The organism is Actinoplanes sp. NPDC051411 (assembly GCF_040682075.1).
GTDB lineage: Bacteria > Actinomycetota > Actinomycetes > Mycobacteriales > Micromonosporaceae > Actinoplanes.
Genome location: NZ_JBFBAD010000028.1, coordinates 74885 through 92258 on the forward strand (window position 1 = coordinate 74885; position 17374 = coordinate 92258).

Consider the following 17374-nt stretch of genomic DNA (forward strand, 5'->3'; position numbering starts at 1 on the left):
GGAAAGAAAAACCGCATGATCGGCGGGCCGGGGCGGTTCGCTGTTCGAGAAGGTAGGAGTTTAGGTGGCACGCACAAAGGCGATAGCGGCAGCGGGTATCGCCGCCGCTATCGGATTGACAACCGCCGCGTGCGGCGGGGGCAGCGACTCGAAGTCAACCAGCGGCGGCTCGACGAACGGCAAGTCCGCGTACAACGCGGCCGTCACGAGCGTGGTGAACGCCAGCGCGAAGAAGGGCGGCACGCTCAACCTCTGGTCCGCTCAGGACGTCGACAGCCTGGACCCCGCCCGGGCGTACTACGCGTTCGTGTGGAACCTCAACCGGCTCTACACCCGCAAGCTGGTCGACTACGCCGCCAAGCCGGGCAAGGACGGCCTGACGCTGGTGCCCGACCTGGCCTCGGCCGAGCCGACGATCAGCGCCGACAAGAAGACCTACACCTTCAAGCTGCGTAGCGGCGTCAAGTTCGACGACGGCAGCGCGATCACGTCGAAGGACATCAAGTACGGCATCGAGCGCGTCTGGGCCACCGATGTCATCTCGGGTGGTCCGGTCTACCTCCCGGGCCTGCTCGACCAGGGCCAGAAGTACCCCGGCCCGTACAAGGACAAGGACCCGAACCACCTGGGTCTGAAGACCGTCGAGACGCCGGACGACTCGACGATCATCTTCCACCTGGCGAAGCCGTCCTCGGACTTCCTGTACCTGCTCGCGATGCCCGGCTCGGGCCCGGTTCCGCAGAAGCGGGACACCGGCGCGAAGTACGGCCTGGCCCCGGCCTCGTCCGGCCCCTACATGTTCAAGCCGGGCGGCATCGTCCCCGGTAAGAGCGTGGCCTGGGTCCGTAACCCGAACTGGGACCCGGCGACCGACCCGATCCGTAAGGCGCTCCCGGACGCGGTCAACCTGACGGTCACCACCAACCAGGACGACCTCGACAGCCGGCTCACCGCGGGCACGGCCGACCTGGACGCCGGCCAGACCGGTGTGCAGACCGCCGCCCGGGCCAAGATCCTGCAGGACCCGACGCTGAAGGCGAACGCCGACGACCCGGTCACCGGCTTCCTCCGTTACGCCGGCCTGGTCACGTCGGTCAAGCCGCTGGACAACATCGACTGCCGTAAGGCGGTCATCTACGCGGCCGACCCGACCAGCATGCAGACCGCCTTCGGCGGCCCGGTCGCCGGTGGCGACATCGGCACCAACATGCTGCCCGGCACGATCGGCGGCTCGGACACCAACTACGACCCGTTCGGTCGTCTGCAGGGCAAGCCGCAGCCGGACAAGGCGAAGCAGGCTCTGGCCGCGTGTGGCAAGCCGAACGGCTTCGACGTGACGATCACGGCTCGTAACAACCGCGACACCGAGGTCAAGGCCGCCGAGGCGCTGCAGGCGTCGCTCAAGGCGGTCGGCATCAACGCCACGATCGCTCAGTACGACGGTGCGCAGCAGGCCTCGATCACCGGCTCGCCGGACAACGTGGCCAAGAAGAACTACGGCATCATCATGGCCGCCTGGGGCGCCGACTACCCGACCGGTTCGGGCTACATGCAGCCGCTGGTCGACAGCCGCTTCATCCCGGCGAACGGTAACTACAACCTCCCCGAGATCAAGGACCCCTCGATCGACGCCCTGTTCGACAAGGCGCAGCTCGAGACCGATCCGGCGGCGGCCAACGACGACTACAGCCAGATCAACCACAAGGTCATGGAAGGCGCTTACTACCTGCCCGTCGTGTCGTCGAAGGCGCTCAACTACCGCAACCCGCGGCTCACGAACGTCTACTACCACAACGCGTTCGGTCAGATCGACTTCCAGGCGCTCGGCGTCAGCGACGGCAAGTAACAGTCGCCGCACCCCTATAGCAACGAGCATTTCGAAGGGTTGGTGAAGGCCGCCCACAGGTGGGCGGGCATCGTTCCGGACCGGATCGGTGCCCGCCTCTCCTTCGGCCGATAATCGTGCTGACATACATCATCCGGCGCCTGATCAACGCGGTTATCACACTGCTCGTGGTTACAGCAGTGACCTTCGCCGTCTTCTTCATGGTCCCGAAGCTGACCGGAAGCGACCCGGCGCTGCTCTACATCGGAAAAACCTCCGACGCGGCGGCGATCCAGGGCATCCGGATCAAGATGGGACTGAACGACCCGATCCCCGTGCAGTACGGCAAGTTCCTCAAGGGCCTGGTGGCCGGCCGTGACTACGCCAACGGCCCGGACGTCACCCACTGCCCGGCGCCCTGCCTGGGCTACTCGTTCAAGACCGACCAGGAGGTCACGCCGCTGCTGCTGCACGACCTGCCGGTCACCTTCTCGCTGGCCATCGGCGCGGCGATCCTCTGGCTGATCATGGGCGTCGCGACCGGCGTCATCTCCGCGCTTCGAAGAGGAAGCATTCTCGACCGGGGGGTGATGACCGGCGCACTGGCCGGCGTTTCCTTACCGGTCTACTTCACGGGTCTGCTCAGCTCGGCCGTGTTCGTCTACTGGCTGGGGTGGCTACCCGAGGGCCAGTACGTGCCCATCAACGAGAATCCGGGCCAGTGGTTCGTCCAGCTGCTGCTGCCCTGGATCACGCTGGCGTTCCTGTTCGCCGCCACGTACGCCCGGCTGACGCGGGCCAACATGCTCGAGACGCTCGGCGAGGACTACGTGCGTACGGCGAGAGCGAAGGGCCTTCCCGAGCGCACCGTCATCGGAAAGCATGCGCTGCGGTCCGGCCTGACCCCGATCGTCACGATCTTCGGTCTCGACCTCGGTGCCCTGCTCGGTGGCGCCGTGCTCACCGAGAACGTCTTCAACCTGCGGGGTCTCGGCTGGCAGGCGCTCACCGCGATCCGGGGCAACGACCTGCCCGTGATCCTGGGCGTAACGTTGATCGCCGCGTTCTTCATCGTTTTCGCGAACCTGGTCGTGGACCTCGTCTACGGCCTCATCGACCCGCGTGTGCGGCTGGGCTGAGGGAGAGTCAGTTGTCCATCGGCGCCACGAACCCCCGGCCGTTCCTCGACATCAAGGACCTCACGGTCCGGTTCGAGACCGACGACGGCATCGTCCAGGCGGTCACCGAGTCGAGCTTCACCCTGGAAAAGGGTCAGACGCTCGGCATCGTCGGCGAGTCCGGCTCCGGCAAGAGCGTGACCTCGCTCGCCGTGCTCGGCCTGCACCGCACCCGCAGCAACGCCAAGGTCACCGGTGAGATCTGGCTCGAAGACGACGAACTCGTCACCGCCACCGACGAGCAGGTGCGCAAGCTGCGCGGCGGCAAAATGGCGATGATCTTCCAGGACCCGCTGAGCGCGATGCACCCGTACTTCACGGTCGGGGCGCAGATCGTCGAGGCGTACCGGATCCACCACCCGGGCGTCAACAAGAAGGTCGCGCGCGAGCGGGCGATCGACATGCTGGACCGGGTCGGCATCCCGCAGCCGTCGCGCCGGTTCAACGACTACGCCCACCAGTTCTCGGGCGGCATGCGGCAGCGCGCGATGATCGCGATGGCGCTGGTCAACGACCCGGCTCTGCTGATCGCCGACGAGCCGACGACGGCGCTCGACGTGACCGTGCAGGCCCAGATCCTCGACCTGATCCGTGACCTGCAGGAGGAGTTCGGCTCCGCGGTCATCATGATCACTCACGACCTGGGCGTGGTGGCCGAGCTGGCCGACGACGTGCTGGTCATGTACGGCGGCAAGATCATCGAAAAGGGTCCCGCCCTCGAGGTGTTCCAGAACCCGCAGCACCCCTACACCTGGGGCCTGCTCGGCTCGATGCCGCGGCTCGACCGCGACGTCCGCGACCGCCTGACCCCGGTCAAGGGCACCCCGCCGAGCCTGATCAACCTGCCGTCCGGGTGCGCATTCCACCCGCGCTGCCCGTTCGCGGGCCGCAACGGCGACCGGTCGTTCACCGAGGTGCCGGTGCTGCGCGGCGGGACCCACTCGGTCGCGTGTCACCTCCCGCCGGAGGAGCGCACGAAGATCTTCCAGCAGGAAATCCTGCCGAACCTCTGAGCGGAGTGAAGTAGATGACCGAGAACCTGCTCGAGGTCTCCGGACTGGAGAAGCATTTCCCGATCACCAAGGGCCTGTTCAGGCGCGCGGTCGGCGCGGTCCGCGCGGTCGACGGCATCGACCTCGAAGTGCGCCAGGGTGAGACGCTGGGCCTGGTCGGCGAGTCGGGTTGCGGCAAGTCGACCGCCGGCCGGCTGTTCACCCGCATCCTCGAGCCGACCGCTGGCAAGATCATCTTTGAGGGCCAGGACGTCAGCCACAAGACGGTGTCGCAGATGCGGCCCCTCCGGCGCGACGTGCAGATGATCTTCCAGGACCCGTACTCGTCGCTCAACCCGCGGCACACGGTCGGCTCGATCATCTCGGCGCCGCTGCAGATCCAGGACATCCCGACCCCGCAGGGCCTCAAGAAGGCCGTGCAGGACCTCCTGGAACTGGTCGGCCTCAACCCCGAGCACTACAACCGCTACCCGCACGAGTTCTCCGGCGGGCAGCGGCAGCGCATCGGCATCGCCCGGGCGCTGGCCCTGCGACCCAAGCTGATCGTGGCCGACGAGCCGGTCTCCGCACTCGACGTGTCCATTCAGGCCCAGGTCGTCAACCTCCTCGACGACCTGCAGCGCGAATTCGACCTGACCTACGTCTTCATCGCCCACGACCTGTCGGTCGTCCGGCACATCTCGAACCGGGTCGCGGTCATGTACCTCGGCAAGATCGTCGAGATCGCCGACCGCGCCGACCTCTACAAGAACCCGCGGCACCCCTACACGGTCGCCCTGATGTCGGCGGTGCCGGTGCCCGACCCGGCCCGGCGCGACAAGGCCCAGCGAGACCGGGTGCTGCTCACCGGCGACGTGCCGAGCCCGATCAACCCGCCCTCGGGCTGCCGGTTCCGCACCCGCTGCTGGAAGGCGCAGGACATCTGCGCCACCGAGGAACCGCCGCTGGTCACCCGGCTCGACGACCCGGAGAGCCACCGCACCGCCTGCCACTTCCCGGTGGTGGAGGACGAGACCGTCGTCGGCCGCCGGCCCGCGGCGACGCCGGCCTGAGAGAACGAGAGCCGGCTCGGCCGCCGACGGCTTGAGATGTACGCGGGTACGGGTCGACGGTCGCTGGGCGGTCCCGGCCTGCGGCGTGCGCGGGTCGGCCGCCGTCGGGCGGTGACGGCTTGGGACGTAGGCGGGTGCGGGTCGAACGGTCGCGGCGTGCGCGGGTCGGCCGCCGTCGGGCGGTGACGGCTCGGGACGTAGGCGGGTACGGGTCGACGGTTATGGCGTGCGCGGGTGGGCTGCTGCTTGACGGTGACCGATGGGCGTTTGCGGGGCGGCCGCCGCTCGGCGGGTGCGGGGTGGGGCGTGCGGGAACGCGGCGGCCGTCGTTGGGCGGTCGCGGCCTGGGGCGTACCGAAGAAGGCGCTCGCGAAAGTCGCGGGCGGCCTCCCTCACGGTGTCGATCTGGGGTTCAGCCCTCGGGGCGGTTGAGGATGCCGACGACGACCTGGTGAACCGCGCCGAGGTCGGCCGGGTCCTTGAGGGTCGCCTTGCCGCCGGTCACCGTGTACCACTCGTCGGCCTCCCGGTATTGCACCCGGAGGGTGAGCTTGTCGCCGTCGAGTTCGCTGCGCAGCGTGAGCTCGCCGGTGACGACGCCGACCTCGTCGGTCATCACCCCGCCCGGCCCGGCGACCAGATCGCTCGTCTTCGAGTCCATCAGCACTTCTCCAACATGTCGGCCAGCGCGGACTTCTCCGCGGTGGTGACCGTGAGCTTCCAGTGGGTCTTCACCGCGATCCAGCTTTCCGCATAATGGCACCAGTTGTCGGTCGCCGGGGGTTTCCAGGTCGACGGATCCTGGTCGCCTTTGGACCGGTTGGAGCCGGCCGACACCGCGACCAACTGCGGGTCGTCGAGGTCGTTGGCGAAATCCTCGCGCTTGTCGGTGGTCCACGACGCGGCGCCCGAGCGCCACGCGTTGGCCAGCGGAACCACGTGATCGATGTCGACCTGGGTCGGCGAGGTCAGCGTCTTGTCGTCGTAGACGCTCTTCCACGTGCCGGCGACCACGTTGCAGCCGGAGAGCTTGACCTTGGAGCCGTCGCGTTTGAGCACCGAGTCGCGCACGTCGCAGTTCTTGCCGGTGCTGCGCCAATGGGGGAACTTTTCGCGGCTGTAGCCCTTCATCGACGCGGGCTTGCCGATCTCGAGTTTGCCGAGCTCCTGGGAGGCGGTCTTGGCGCTGCCGGTGGCGGTCACGTGAGGGTCGACCGTGGTGGAGCCGGTCGGCTCCGCCTGCACTTTGCAGCCGGCGCTGGTCAGTGCGATGGTCGCGGCGGTCAGAAGGGCCAAAGTCCTTTGAGGAGCACGAGTTGCCACGTACGCCAGCCTAGGTGCGCGGCGTCCGGTCTGCCCGACTCGTCATCCCCGGGCCCTTTCTCCCGTGATTTGTTGTCGGCCGCCGGGATGAATCCCGGCGGCCCAAGAGGATGACTACTACCTCGCGCGGTTGATCGCGCTGTTCACGGCCTTGATCGAGGCGCTGACGATGTTGGCGTCGATGCCGACGCCCCACACCGTGCGGTCGCCGACCTCGACCTCGACGTAGGCCGCGGCCTGGGCGTCGCCGCCCGAGGTCAGCGCGTGCTCGGCGTAATCGAGGACCCGGGCCTGGATGCCCAGCGGCAGCACCGCCTGCACGAACGCGTCGATCGGGCCGTTGCCGACGCCGACCAGCGGGCGCCGCGCGCCGCGGTGGATGACCTCGACGTCGATCTCGACCTTGCCGTCGACCGTCGCGGTGCTGTAACGCTCCATCTTGAAGGCGGCGCCGATCTGGTGCTCGATCAGGTATTCGGCCGCGAAGATCTCCCACATCGCGTCCGGGCTGACCTCGCCGCCCTCCTCGTCGGTGTGCTGCTGCACCACGCCGGAGAACTCGATCTGCAGACGCCGCGGCAGGTCGAGCTTGTGCTCCTCCTTCATGATGTACGCCACGCCGCCCTTGCCGGACTGCGAGTTGACCCGGATGACCGCCTCGTAGCTGCGGCCGAGGTCCTTGGGGTCGATCGGCAGGTAGGGCACGCCCCAGGTGAACTTGTCGATCTCGACCCCGGCGGCGTCGGCGTCGGCCTGCAGGAACGCGAAGCCCTTCTTGATCGCGTCCTGGTGGGAGCCGGAGAACGCGGTGTAGACCAGGTCACCGACGTACGGGTGGCGCTCGTGCACCGGCAGCTGGTTGCAGTATTCGACGGTGCGCTTGACCTCGTCGATGTCCGAGAAGTCGATCATCGGGTCGATGCCCTGGGAGAACAGGTTGAGCCCCAGCGTGACCAGGTCGACGTTGCCGGTGCGCTCGCCGTTGCCGAACAGGCAGCCCTCGATGCGGTCGGCGCCGGCCAGCAGGCCCAGCTCGGCGGCGGCCACCGCGGTGCCGCGGTCGTTGTGCGGGTGCAGGCTCAGGATCACCGACTGGCGCCGGGGCAGGTGGCGGTGCATCCACTCGATGGAGTCGGCGTAGACGTTGGGCGTCGCCATCTCGACCGTCGCCGGCAGGTTGATGATCAGCGGCCGGTCCGGAGTGGGGTCGATGACCTCGATCACCGCCGAGCAGATCTCCAGCGCGTAGTCCAGCTCGGTGCCCGTGTAGGACTCGGGCGAGTATTCGTAGAAGATGTCGGTGTCCGGAGTGTGGATCTCCTGGTATTTCTTGCACAGTCGGGCCGCGCTGGTCGCGATGTCGGTGATCCCGTCCTTGTCCAGGCCGAAGACCACCCGGCGCTGCAGCACCGACGTCGAGTTGTAGATGTGGACGATGGCCCGCCTGGCCCCGCGCAGCGACTCGAAGGTGCGGTCGATCAGGTGCTCCCGGCACTGCGTCAGCACCTGGATGGTGACGTCGTCGGGGATCAGGTCCTGCTCGATCAGCTGGCGGATGAAGTCGAAGTCGGTCTGCGACGCGGCCGGGAAGCCGACCTCGATCTCCTTGTAGCCCATCTGCACCAGCAGCATGAACATGCGCCGCTTGCGCTCGGGGGACATCGGGTCGATCAGGGCCTGGTTGCCGTCCCGCAGGTCGACCGCGCACCAGCGCGGGGCTTTGTCGACGACCTGGGTGGGCCATTGCCGGTCGGGCAGCGAGATCGAGAACTGCTGTTGGTAAGGCTGGTAGCGCTCGAACGGCATGGCACTGGGGCGCTGAGTTTTAAACGGATCGGACATTACGGATGCTCCTGAAAGGGCGAGGCCTGGTCAGGCGGCGCGCGTCAACTCCGCGACGAGGTGCCGGCCTGGAATGGGGCCTCGTCGCGGCAGCGAAGAAGGAGTCCGTGCCACATATCGCGAATCACCCTACGTGATCAAGTTGGACGTGGCTAACTCTACGCCCGGATCGTGGGAAGAGCCCTACTGCGCTGGAGGGACGCTGGGCTGACCGGACGGAACCTGGATCGCCGGCGGCAACGAAGGGCTCTCGGTGCTCATCGGCTGCCCCGGCACCTCGGGCCCGGGCAGCGCCACCGTGGCCGGGCCGGCGCCGGTGCTGACCAGCGTGAGCGTGCCGAAGCCGACCCGGGCCGCGGTCAACAGGCCGTCCGGCTGGTAGCAGTAGATGCCGACGTCGACCGGGGCACTCAGCGCGGCCGCGATCGTGTCGACCGAGAAACAGCTGCCCTTGGCCCCGGACAGGGGCTGCACCGCGCCGACCGAGAGCGGGGCCTGCCGGTCGGTGAAGACCGTGAGCGCGGGCCGGAACAGCCGCTCGACCTGGGGGTCGTATTCGGCCGGCACCTTCTTGCCCGGGTTGGCCACCCGTACGCAGGTCGGCGTGATCGGCTGCTGCGGCGAGCTCATGGTGCACTGATAGACGCCGGCCCGGGTCGAGACGATCGAGACGTCGGCCGAGCCGCCGAGCGCGCCGCCCGAGACGTCGACCCGCCAGGTGCCGTCGGCCGCGGACGTGGCGACCACGTTGCGGGCCAGGCCGTCGCCGTCGTCCAGCGAATAGAGCGCGGCGTACGCGTGGTCCTGGGCCAGGGTCGCGAGCCCGGCCAGGTCGGCGCGGGCGTCCGGGGCGTCGGGGACCAGTGAGGGCGGAGGCGTCGTCGGCGCCGGGGCCGGATCGTCGTGGCCGCACGCCGCCAGAGCCAGGGTCAGCAGGGCGGCAGCCGACACGGACAAACCGCGTCGGGACATCGAGCGTGGGCGCACCGAGACATTCTCGCCTCCGAGGCCCGTAACGGTCGTCGTCGACACGCCTTCGCGGCCGGCCGGCCGGAATCTGGGATCGCCTGTCGGCCGGTGCGAGGCCCGCGACTAATGTGGTTCCGACTGACCTGACCCCGAAGGAATTGGTTCCCGTGGCCCTGGTGGTGCAGAAATACGGCGGCTCGTCCGTCGCGACCGCGGAGCGGATCAAGCGTGTGGCGGAGCGCATCGTCGCGGCCCGCAAAGCCGGCGACGACGTCGTGGTCGTGGTGTCGGCGATGGGTGACACGACGGACGAACTGGTCGACCTGGCCAACCAGGTCAGCCCGCTGCCGCCCGGCCGCGAGCTCGACATGCTGCTCACCGCGGGCGAGCGCATCTCGATGGCGCTGCTGGCGATGGCCATCCACAACCTGGGCTACGAGGCCCGGTCATACACCGGCTCCCAGGCCGGCGTGCTGACCACCTCGACGCACGGCAAGGCGCGCATCATCGACGTGACGCCGGGCCGCCTGCGCACCGCGCTCGACGAGGGCGCGATCGCGATCGTGGCCGGGTTCCAGGGCGTCTCGCAGGACACCAAGGACATCACGACCCTGGGCCGCGGCGGCTCCGACACCACCGCGGTGGCCCTGGCGGCCGCGCTGCACGCCGACGTCTGCGAGATCTACACCGACGTGGACGGCGTTTTCACCGCCGACCCGCGCATCGTCCCCGACGCCCGGCACATCCAGCGCATCACCTATGAGGAGATGCTCGAGCTCGCGGCCGGCGGGGCGAAGGTGCTGATGTTGCGATGCGTGGAATACGCGCGCCGCTTCAAGGTGCCGATCCACGTACGCTCTTCGTACTCGAACAAAGAAGGCACGCTCGTCACCGGCTCGATGGAGGACCCTGACGTGGAACAAGCGTTGATCACCGGGGTCGCCCACGACCCGAGCGAGGCGAAGATCACGGTGGTCGGGGTGCCCGACGAGCCGGGCGCCGCGGGCCGCATCTTCAACACGGTGGCCCAGGCCGAGATCAACATCGACATGATCGTGCAGAACGTGTCGACCGAGGGCACCGGCCGCACCGACATCTCGTTCACGCTGCCCAAGGCCGACGGCCCGACCGCGATGGCGGCTCTCGACAAGATCAAGGAAGAGATCAAGTTCAAGAGCCTGCTCTTCGACGACCACATCGGCAAGGTGTCGCTGATCGGCGCCGGCATGCGGTCGCACCCGGGCGTCGCGGCCACGTTCTTCGCGGTCATCGGCGAGGCCGGGGTCAACATCGAGATGATCTCGACCTCGGAGATCCGGGTCTCGGTAGTCTGCCGCGACACCGACCTCGAAACCGCGGTGCGCGCCGTCCACGAGCAGTTCGAGCTGGGCGGCGGCGAAACCGCCGTCGTCTACGCGGGCACCGGGCGCTAAGAGGCCTCGATGGCGCAGCCCACGCTCGCCGTCGTCGGAGCCACCGGCTCCGTCGGGACAGTCATGCGCGAATTGCTGACCTCCCGGCGCAACGTCTGGGGTGAGATCCGGCTGATCGCGTCCGCGCGGTCGGCCGGCAAGCAGCTGGCCTGCCGCGGCGAACAGCTGACGGTCCGCGAGCTGACACCGGAGGCGTTCGACGGCGTCGACGTGGCGATGTTCGACGTGCCCGACGAGGTCTCGCTCGAATGGGCGCCGATCGCCGTCGAGCGTGGCGCGATCGTGGTCGACAACTCGGCCGCGTTCCGCATGGAGCCCGACGTGCCGCTGGTCGTCCCCGAGGTCAACCGCGAGGCGCTGCGCCACCGCCCGCGGCAGATCGTGGCCAATGCCAACTGCACGGTGATGGCCATGATCATGGCGATCGCCCCGCTCCACAACGAATACGGCCTGCGCGAACTGGTGCTCGCCTCCTACCAGGCCGCCTCGGGGGCCGGTCAGTTCGGCGTCGACACGCTGCACGACCAGCTCAGCAAGGTCGCCGGCGACCGGCTGCTCGGCTCCCGCCCGGGCAACGTGCGCCAGGCGGTCGGCGACGATCTGGGCCCGTTCCCGGCACCGCTCGCGCTCAACGTGGTGCCCTGGTCGGGCGTGCCGGAGGCGCTCGGCTGGTCGTCCGAGGAACTCAAACTGCGCAACGAATCGCGCAAGATCCTCGGCATCCCGGCGCTCAAGGTCTCGGCCACGTGCGTACGCGTGCCGGTCGTCACCGGCCACTCGATCGCCGTGCACGCGGTCTTCGGCTCCGAGGTCAACGCCGAGGGCGCCCGCCAGGCGCTGCGCAACGCCCCCGGCGTGATCCTGGTCGACGACCCGGAGGCGGGCGAGTTCCCGATGCCGATCGACGCGGTCGGCACCGACCCGTCCTGGGTCGGCCGCATCCGCCGCGCGATGGACGACCCGCGGGCCCTCGACCTCTTCATCACCGGCGACAACATGCGCAAGGGAGCCGCCCTCAACACGGTGGAGATCGCCGAACTCCTGGCCGCCGAGATCAGCAAACGGTGACCGACGACATCTGCGAGGTCGTGATCACGGCGGCCGACCCGTCGTGGCTGGCGGCCTTCACCACGCGGCTGGTCGAGGACCGGCTGGCCGCCTGCGGGCAGCAGGTGGCGGCGATCCGTTCGATCTACCGGTGGGACGGCGCGGTGCAGGACGACCCGGAGGCGCGGGTGGCGCTGCACACGCGGCTCGCCCTGGTCGACCGCATCGTCGAGCGGGCCAACACCGAGCATCCCTATGACGTGCCGTGCGTGCTGGCTCTGCCGGTCGTCGGCGGCAACCCGGCGTACCTGGATTGGGTACGCCAGGAAACGCTCGACACCTAATCGAGTAAGTCCCAGTGGTAACCCCTGCGGGCGGGGAGATCAGCTGACGCCGGCCTCGAGGTCGGCTCGGGTGAGCAGTGCGCGCAGCGTGATGCCGTCGGCGGCCAGGGCCTGGGCGCCGCCCTCCTGGCGGTCGATCACGCAGAGGGCATGGTCGACGTGTGCGCCCAGCTTTCGCAGCTCGTCGGTCGAGATGACGACCTGGCCGCCGGAGGTGACCACGTCCTCGACGACCAGGACCCGGCGGCCGGCCACCTCGGCGCCCTCGGCGAGGCGGGCGGTGCCGTACTTCTTGGCCTCCTTGCGGACGAAGGCCGTCGGCAGCTTGGCGTGCCGGGCCACCGCGGTCACCACCGCGATGCCGCCCATCTCCAGTCCGGCCAGCACCTCGGTGCCCTCGGGCACCAGCACGGCCATCTCGGCGGCGAGCCGGTCGAGCAGCTCCGGGTCGGCCTCGAACTGGTACTTGTCGAAATATTCGTTCGCGGTGCGGCCCGAGCGCAGGACGAACTCGCCGGTCAGCCGGCTCACGGCGCGGACGTGTCGCGCAAGGTCAGAGTCAGTCACGTCACAAGCCTCGCAGGCCGTCCCGCGCGAATGAACGGCACCCCACACGTAACCACTCAGCAACCGACAAAACGTGCCGATCAGAGGATCATGCAGACCAACCCGCACCGGTGGTTCGGCGTCGGGCACAGCGGCGTGTCCGCTTCCCGGACGGCGGGCGCCCAGGCCGCGGCCGAGGCGATCGGCGGCCGTACGCCGAAAGCCGTCTTCGTCTTCTGCTCGATCTCCCACGATCTGCCCGCCCTGCTGGCCGGCGTGCGGGCCGAGGCCGGACCGGACGCCGCGATCGTCGGCAGCACCACGCACGGCGAGTTGAGCAGCGACGCGGCTACCCAGGGCGGCGTGGCGATCGCCGCGCTCGGAGGAGACGGGTTCAACGTCCGTACCCGGGCCGCCAAGATCAAGGAGCACGGGCAGCGGGCGACCGGCGCGCTGATCGCCGAGACCGTACGGGGCATGAAGGACGACTACAAGGTCCTGATCATGCTGGTGGAGGGCCTGGCGGCGGTTCCGCACGAGATCGTGCGCGGCGCGTACACGGAGATCGGCGCGACGGTGCCGCTGGTCGGCGGCTTCGGCGGCGACGACAACCGGTTCGAGGGCGACTTCCAGTTCCTCGACGACAAGATCCTGACCGGCTCGGTGGTCGGCCTCGCGCTCGGCTCGGACGCGCCGATCGGCATCGGGATCGCGCACGGCTGGCACAAGGTCGGCGAGCCGATGATCGTCAGCAAGAGCCAGGGCCCGCACATCTTCAAGCTCGACGACAAGCCCGCCCTCGACGTGCTGCTGCACCGCAACGACTTCAAGGGCACGGCCGAGGAGTTCTTCAAGCAGCGCGGCCAACTGCAGCCGCTCGGGCTCTCCCGGCGCAACGGCGAGGACATCCGGGTGATCCACGCGGGGGACGAGGACGAACGGTCGGTGTGGGGCACGGCCGAGATGACCCAGGGCGCCCTCGTCTGGATCATGAAGGCGGACCGGCACGACCTGATCAACGGCGCCGCCCAGTCGTGCGCCGACGCGCTCTCCCACCTCGACGGGCTCACTCCGCTCGGCGCGCTGGCCTTCAACTGTGCCGGGCGCCGGGTTGGGCTGATCGAGGGCGGCCTCGACGAGGAGCTGGCGGTTCTCCGGAAGGGCCTGCGGGACGCGCCGTTCGCCGGTTTCTACACGACCGGGGAGATCGCGCGCGTGCGGGGCGCCAGCGGCATGCACCATCTCACCCTGGTCACCCTCGCCTTGGCGTAGCCCATGCTCAACTGGTCGACCCACCTGCTCACCGAGTACTTCGCCGCGGTCAACGCGGCCGAGGACGAGGACGAGGCGATCCGCAACGCGGTCGAGCGCGCGGTCGAGATGGTGGAGGCCGAGGTCGGCGCGGTCGTGCGGGATGGTCACGTGCACGGCGCGTACGGCTTTGGTGGCCCGGCCCCGGCCGGGGCGCTCCATGCGGTGGCCACCGGCGAAGGCCGCCTGATCGCACCCGGCATCGGTGACCTGTACGCGGTGGCCAGCCCGCTCGGTGACATCGCCGCCGATGCGCTGGTCGTCGGCCGTCTCGACGAGTCGTTCGAGCCCGAGGAACGGCAGATGCTCCAGGGCATGGCCCAGGTGCTGGGGCTCAACCTGCGCAGCATCCGGGTGCTGGCCGCGGAACGCCATCTGCGGGCCGAGAAGGAGCGCCAGGCGACCAGCGCGCAGACCCGGCAGCGCCTGGTCGAGACCCTGCTGACCATCCAGCGGGCGATCTCCGGGCGACGGCCCTTGCCCGAGATCCTGGACGCGGTGACCAGCGGCGCGGCCGATCTGCTGGAAGGGGCGACGGTCGTACTGATGCTGGCCGAGGGTGGCACCGACCGCCGGCTGACCATCGCCTCGATGCACGGCGAGGAGATCTCGCCCCCGGACGGCGTGGCCCGCGAGGCCATGACCCAGGCCGCCGTCCTGATCCGGCCGGACGCGACCGGGACGACGATCGCCGCGCCGGTGCGGGTGACCGGCGAGATGGCCGGCAGCCTGGTCGCCCACCTGCCGGGCACGGTCGAGACGCACGCCGAGGAACGCGACCAGCTGGCCGCGTTCGCCCAGCAGGTGAGCCTCGCGCTGACCGACGCCCGCACGGTCGAGGCGGTTCGGGAGGCCAACCACGACCCGGTGACCGGGCTGCCCAACCGGGCCCTCTTCCTCAAGATCCTCAACCGGGTGCTCGCCTCCCGCGGCACCGAGGCCGACCCGACCAGCGTGCTGTTCATCGACCTGGACCGGTTCAAGGTGGTCAACGACAGCCTCGGCCACGACGCGGGCGATCAATTGCTCGCGCTGGTCGCGCGGCGCCTGCGGGCTTGCGTACGCGCGAGCGACACCACCGCCCGCCTGGGCGGTGACGAGTTCGCGGCTCTCCTGCACGACTCCCCGGTCGAGTCGGCGACCGTGGTCGGGGAGCGGATCGTCGCGTCGATCAAGGAGCCGTTCCGGGTGGCCGGCCGCGAGGTCTTCATCGGCGCGAGCGTCGGGGTCGCCACCTCCCGCGAGGTCGCCGAACGGTCGGAAACCCTGCTCCACAACGCCGACCTGGCGATGTACCGGGCCAAGAAGGACGGGCCGGGCCGGGTGCTGACCTACGAGCCGTACATGCACGCCGAGGTGCTCGACCACCTGAGCCTGCGCGGCGACCTGCAGCGGGCGCTGCGCGAGGGCGAGTTCCGCCTGCAATACCAGCCGCTGATCCGGCTGGCCGACGGGACACCGGCCGGGGTCGAGGCGCTGATCCGCTGGCACAGCCCGGCCCGCGGCTTCGTCTCACCGGTCGACTTCATCCCGATCGCCGAGGAGTTCGGGCTGATCGTCGACATCGGCCAGTGGGTGCTCGAGACCAGCGCGACCCAGGTCGCACAATGGCGACGGACCTACCCCGACCTGGGACTCAACGTCAACGTCTCCGGGCATCAGCTGGTGCACCCGCGCTTCGCCGACAACGTCATGCGGGCACTGGCGCTCGCCGGGCTGCCGTCCAGCGCGGTCACGCTCGAGCTGACCGAGTCGGTGCTGATGAGCGAGCCCGACCTGGGCAAGGCGGCACTGCACTCGCTGCGCGCGCTGGGCGTACAGCTGTCGATCGACGACTTCGGCACGGGCTATTCGTCGCTCGCCTACCTGCGCGAACTGCCGGTCGACGAGTTGAAGATCGACCGGGCCTTCATCGCGCGGGCCGAGCTGACCGGCGAGGACCTGGCGCTGGTCCGCACGATCGTCGAGCTCGCCCAGATCCTCGGGCTGCGCACGGTGGCCGAGGGCATCGAGAACGTCACCCAGCTCTCCTCGCTCCGCGCCCTGGGCTGTGGCTACGGCCAGGGCTACCACCTGTGCCGCCCGACCGACCCCGCCGACATACCGGCGAAGCTCGAGTCCCTGGCCATCGTCACCCGTTTGCGTACTTGATCGGCGCTCCCCAACATGCGAGATCCTTTTGGGGTACTTTTCGCCTAATTAGTGGCTTTACCTCGGAAGGAACGTTCCGTGACACCCTTCGCACTGTTCTTCCTCCTAGCCCTCGCCGGCTCCACCTGCTTCGCACTCGGCCGCGCGCTCGGCCGCGGCGAACGCTACGAGAAGGGCTACCGCGAGGGCTTCCGCGACGGCGAAACCGGCTCCCTCGCCCGCGCCGCCCGGCTCATCCAACTCAACGACCGCGCCGCCATCGCGCCGGCGGTCGAATCAATGAGCGGCCCCTACTCGGTGCCGCAACAACTGCCGCCACGCTGCGCGGGACCGGCGGTCACGGCGGTGCCGGTTCGGCCGCAGCTTGCGCTTTAAATCAAAAACCTTCCGGGGTACGGCGATTGCGCCGTACCCCTTTTCTTGTTCTTGGCGCCCTTTTGTGGCGCCTTTTCGCGGCCGCCCTTTTGCGGCCGCCTTTTCGCGGCGCCGGACTCGGTGATTCAGGCGAGCCCGGCCACGGCTCGCCACGCGGACCGGTCAGCGGACAGAAACGTCCCATCCCAGGCCTGGGCATCCTGCAATGCGCCGTGGCGGTCCCGGGCCGGCAGCGCCCGGAAATCGCGCTCCCACGCGGGATCGTGCCGCGCGACCGCCGCAACGAGCCGGCGCTGGGCCGGCGTGGCCGCCGACCGCGACGGTATTCCATCCGGAAAGACCACACGCAGATACGGCTCGCACAGCGCGGCCCGCTGCCGGTGCTCATCGCCAACGTCAAGATATGTCGTGCCGTACGGCACCGACGCGATCGCCGCCGGTAGGAGACCGTCGTCGTCGACGTCCCGGCACAGCCGCTCGGCGAGCACGGCCGCCGGGTGCGGCAGGGCCGTCAGCGCGAGCATGCCCTCAGCTTCGCGACGTGGATCTTCCAGCCGGCATCGACCGGTTGGTACCCGCGCACCGCGCCATTCCCGCCGCGCCCTGTGCCGGTCCTTGGAGCCGCGTGGCCGGGCATCCCTGCCCGCGGAAGAGGCGCCACGAGGCGCGCCGACACGTGCTGGCTGCCGATCGCGAAGGGTCTCACCCCGCATGGTCTCCGACACTCGCACAAGACAGCAATGCAGGAACTCGGCGTGCCGTCGACCTTGCAGGACGACCGTATGGGACATGCGGACGGCTCAGTTCAGGCTCGCTACTCGCATATCACCGCCACGATGTGCCAACGACTAATGAACGATTTGGCCGTGCGGTCACGTCCACTGGCGTGGTGTAAGAGGCGGCCAGCGCTGATCCGTTGGTGTTGATGTTAGGCGGCGATCTCTGCCGATGGGGTGGCGGATTCG

At 69.1% G+C, this 17374-nt stretch carries 16 protein-coding genes and 1 pseudogene; 11 read left to right on the top strand and 6 right to left on the bottom strand.

Annotated elements, in window-relative coordinates; all coding sequences use genetic code 11:
• The first annotated feature begins 64 nt into the window (after nucleotides 1-64).
• The 4 genes from AB0M88_RS17795 (at nucleotide 65) to AB0M88_RS17810 (ending at nucleotide 5068) form a co-directional block, all read left to right on the top strand.
• Nucleotides 65-1846: an ABC transporter substrate-binding protein gene (locus AB0M88_RS17795; RefSeq protein WP_364102636.1), complete on the top strand. Its 1782-nt coding sequence runs from the start codon at nucleotides 65-67 to the stop codon at nucleotides 1844-1846.
• Between the two features lie 116 nt (nucleotides 1847-1962).
• Nucleotides 1963-2964 carry an ABC transporter permease gene (locus AB0M88_RS17800; RefSeq protein ID WP_364102639.1) on the top strand — a complete coding sequence of 334 codons (1002 nt, stop codon included), beginning with the start codon at nucleotides 1963-1965 and terminating at the stop codon, nucleotides 2962-2964.
• A gap of 11 nt (nucleotides 2965-2975) precedes the next feature.
• Nucleotides 2976-4016, top strand: a complete 1041-nt coding sequence (locus AB0M88_RS17805) for an ABC transporter ATP-binding protein (RefSeq protein WP_364102642.1) — start codon at nucleotides 2976-2978, stop codon at nucleotides 4014-4016.
• Nucleotides 4017-4030: 14 nt separating this feature from the next.
• Nucleotides 4031-5068 (top strand): dipeptide ABC transporter ATP-binding protein, encoded by a 1038-nt coding sequence (locus tag AB0M88_RS17810; RefSeq protein ID WP_364102645.1) that lies wholly within the window; start codon nucleotides 4031-4033, stop codon nucleotides 5066-5068.
• A gap of 412 nt (nucleotides 5069-5480) precedes the next feature.
• On the opposite strand, the pseudogene AB0M88_RS17815 reads toward AB0M88_RS17810, so the two are convergent.
• The 4 genes and pseudogenes from AB0M88_RS17815 to AB0M88_RS17830 all read right to left on the bottom strand — a co-directional run.
• A pseudogene (locus AB0M88_RS17815) lies at nucleotides 5481-5720 on the bottom strand (hypothetical protein); the annotation flags it as partial.
• An 8-nt stretch (nucleotides 5721-5728) separates the two neighbouring features.
• A complete protein-coding gene (locus AB0M88_RS17820) occupies nucleotides 5729-6391 on the bottom strand; it encodes an HNH endonuclease family protein (protein WP_364102648.1) in 663 nt (220 codons plus the stop codon).
• 117 nt (nucleotides 6392-6508) lie between these two features.
• Entirely contained in the window at nucleotides 6509-8233 is a 1725-nt protein-coding gene (gene leuA / locus AB0M88_RS17825; protein ID WP_364102651.1) for a 2-isopropylmalate synthase, read from the bottom strand.
• A 183-nt stretch (nucleotides 8234-8416) separates the two neighbouring features.
• Nucleotides 8417-9184, bottom strand: coding sequence for a hypothetical protein (locus AB0M88_RS17830; RefSeq protein WP_364102654.1), 768 nt, complete (start codon nucleotides 9182-9184; stop codon nucleotides 8417-8419).
• 185 nt (nucleotides 9185-9369) lie between these two features.
• On the opposite strand from AB0M88_RS17830, the gene AB0M88_RS17835 reads away from it, so the two are divergent.
• The 3 genes from AB0M88_RS17835 to cutA are packed head-to-tail and all read left to right on the top strand — an operon-like array spanning nucleotide 9370 to nucleotide 12026.
• The gene (locus AB0M88_RS17835) at nucleotides 9370-10635 is read left to right on the top strand and encodes an aspartate kinase (protein WP_364102657.1); all 1266 of its coding nucleotides are present in this window, start codon (nucleotides 9370-9372) and stop codon (nucleotides 10633-10635) included.
• A 9-nt stretch (nucleotides 10636-10644) separates the two neighbouring features.
• Nucleotides 10645-11703: an aspartate-semialdehyde dehydrogenase gene (locus AB0M88_RS17840; protein WP_364102660.1), complete on the top strand. Its 1059-nt coding sequence runs from the start codon at nucleotides 10645-10647 to the stop codon at nucleotides 11701-11703.
• Nucleotides 11700-12026, top strand: coding sequence for a divalent-cation tolerance protein CutA (gene cutA / locus AB0M88_RS17845; protein WP_364102663.1), 327 nt, complete (start codon nucleotides 11700-11702; stop codon nucleotides 12024-12026). Before AB0M88_RS17840 ends, cutA begins: the two co-directional genes overlap by 4 nt.
• A 39-nt stretch (nucleotides 12027-12065) precedes the next feature.
• On the opposite strand, the gene pyrE is transcribed toward cutA, so the two are convergent.
• Nucleotides 12066-12593, bottom strand: a complete 528-nt coding sequence (pyrE, locus tag AB0M88_RS17850) for an orotate phosphoribosyltransferase (protein WP_364102666.1) — start codon at nucleotides 12591-12593, stop codon at nucleotides 12066-12068.
• Between the two features lie 90 nt (nucleotides 12594-12683).
• Between pyrE and AB0M88_RS17855 the strand changes: the two genes are divergently transcribed.
• The 3 genes from AB0M88_RS17855 to AB0M88_RS17865 all read left to right on the top strand — a co-directional run bounded on the left by AB0M88_RS17855 (nucleotide 12684) and on the right by AB0M88_RS17865 (nucleotide 16409).
• Nucleotides 12684-13844 carry an FIST N-terminal domain-containing protein gene (locus AB0M88_RS17855; RefSeq protein WP_364102669.1) on the top strand — a complete coding sequence of 387 codons (1161 nt, stop codon included), beginning with the start codon at nucleotides 12684-12686 and terminating at the stop codon, nucleotides 13842-13844.
• Between the two features lie 3 nt (nucleotides 13845-13847).
• Complete coding sequence (locus AB0M88_RS17860) at nucleotides 13848-16034, top strand: EAL domain-containing protein (protein ID WP_364102672.1); 2187 nt, start codon at nucleotides 13848-13850, stop codon at nucleotides 16032-16034.
• A gap of 78 nt (nucleotides 16035-16112) precedes the next feature.
• The gene (locus AB0M88_RS17865; protein ID WP_364102675.1) at nucleotides 16113-16409 is read left to right on the top strand and encodes a hypothetical protein; all 297 of its coding nucleotides are present in this window, start codon (nucleotides 16113-16115) and stop codon (nucleotides 16407-16409) included.
• Nucleotides 16410-16534: 125 nt separating this feature from the next.
• Here AB0M88_RS17865 and AB0M88_RS17870 read toward each other — a convergent pair whose 3' ends face one another.
• Nucleotides 16535-16933: a hypothetical protein gene (locus AB0M88_RS17870; RefSeq protein WP_364102678.1), complete on the bottom strand. Its 399-nt coding sequence runs from the start codon at nucleotides 16931-16933 to the stop codon at nucleotides 16535-16537.
• An 81-nt stretch (nucleotides 16934-17014) separates the two neighbouring features.
• Between AB0M88_RS17870 and AB0M88_RS17875 the strand changes: the two genes are divergently transcribed.
• On the top strand, nucleotides 17015-17335 hold the full coding sequence (locus AB0M88_RS17875) for a tyrosine-type recombinase/integrase (RefSeq protein ID WP_364102696.1): 321 nt from the start codon (nucleotides 17015-17017) through the stop codon (nucleotides 17333-17335).
• Nucleotides 17336-17374: the final 39 nt, after the last annotated feature.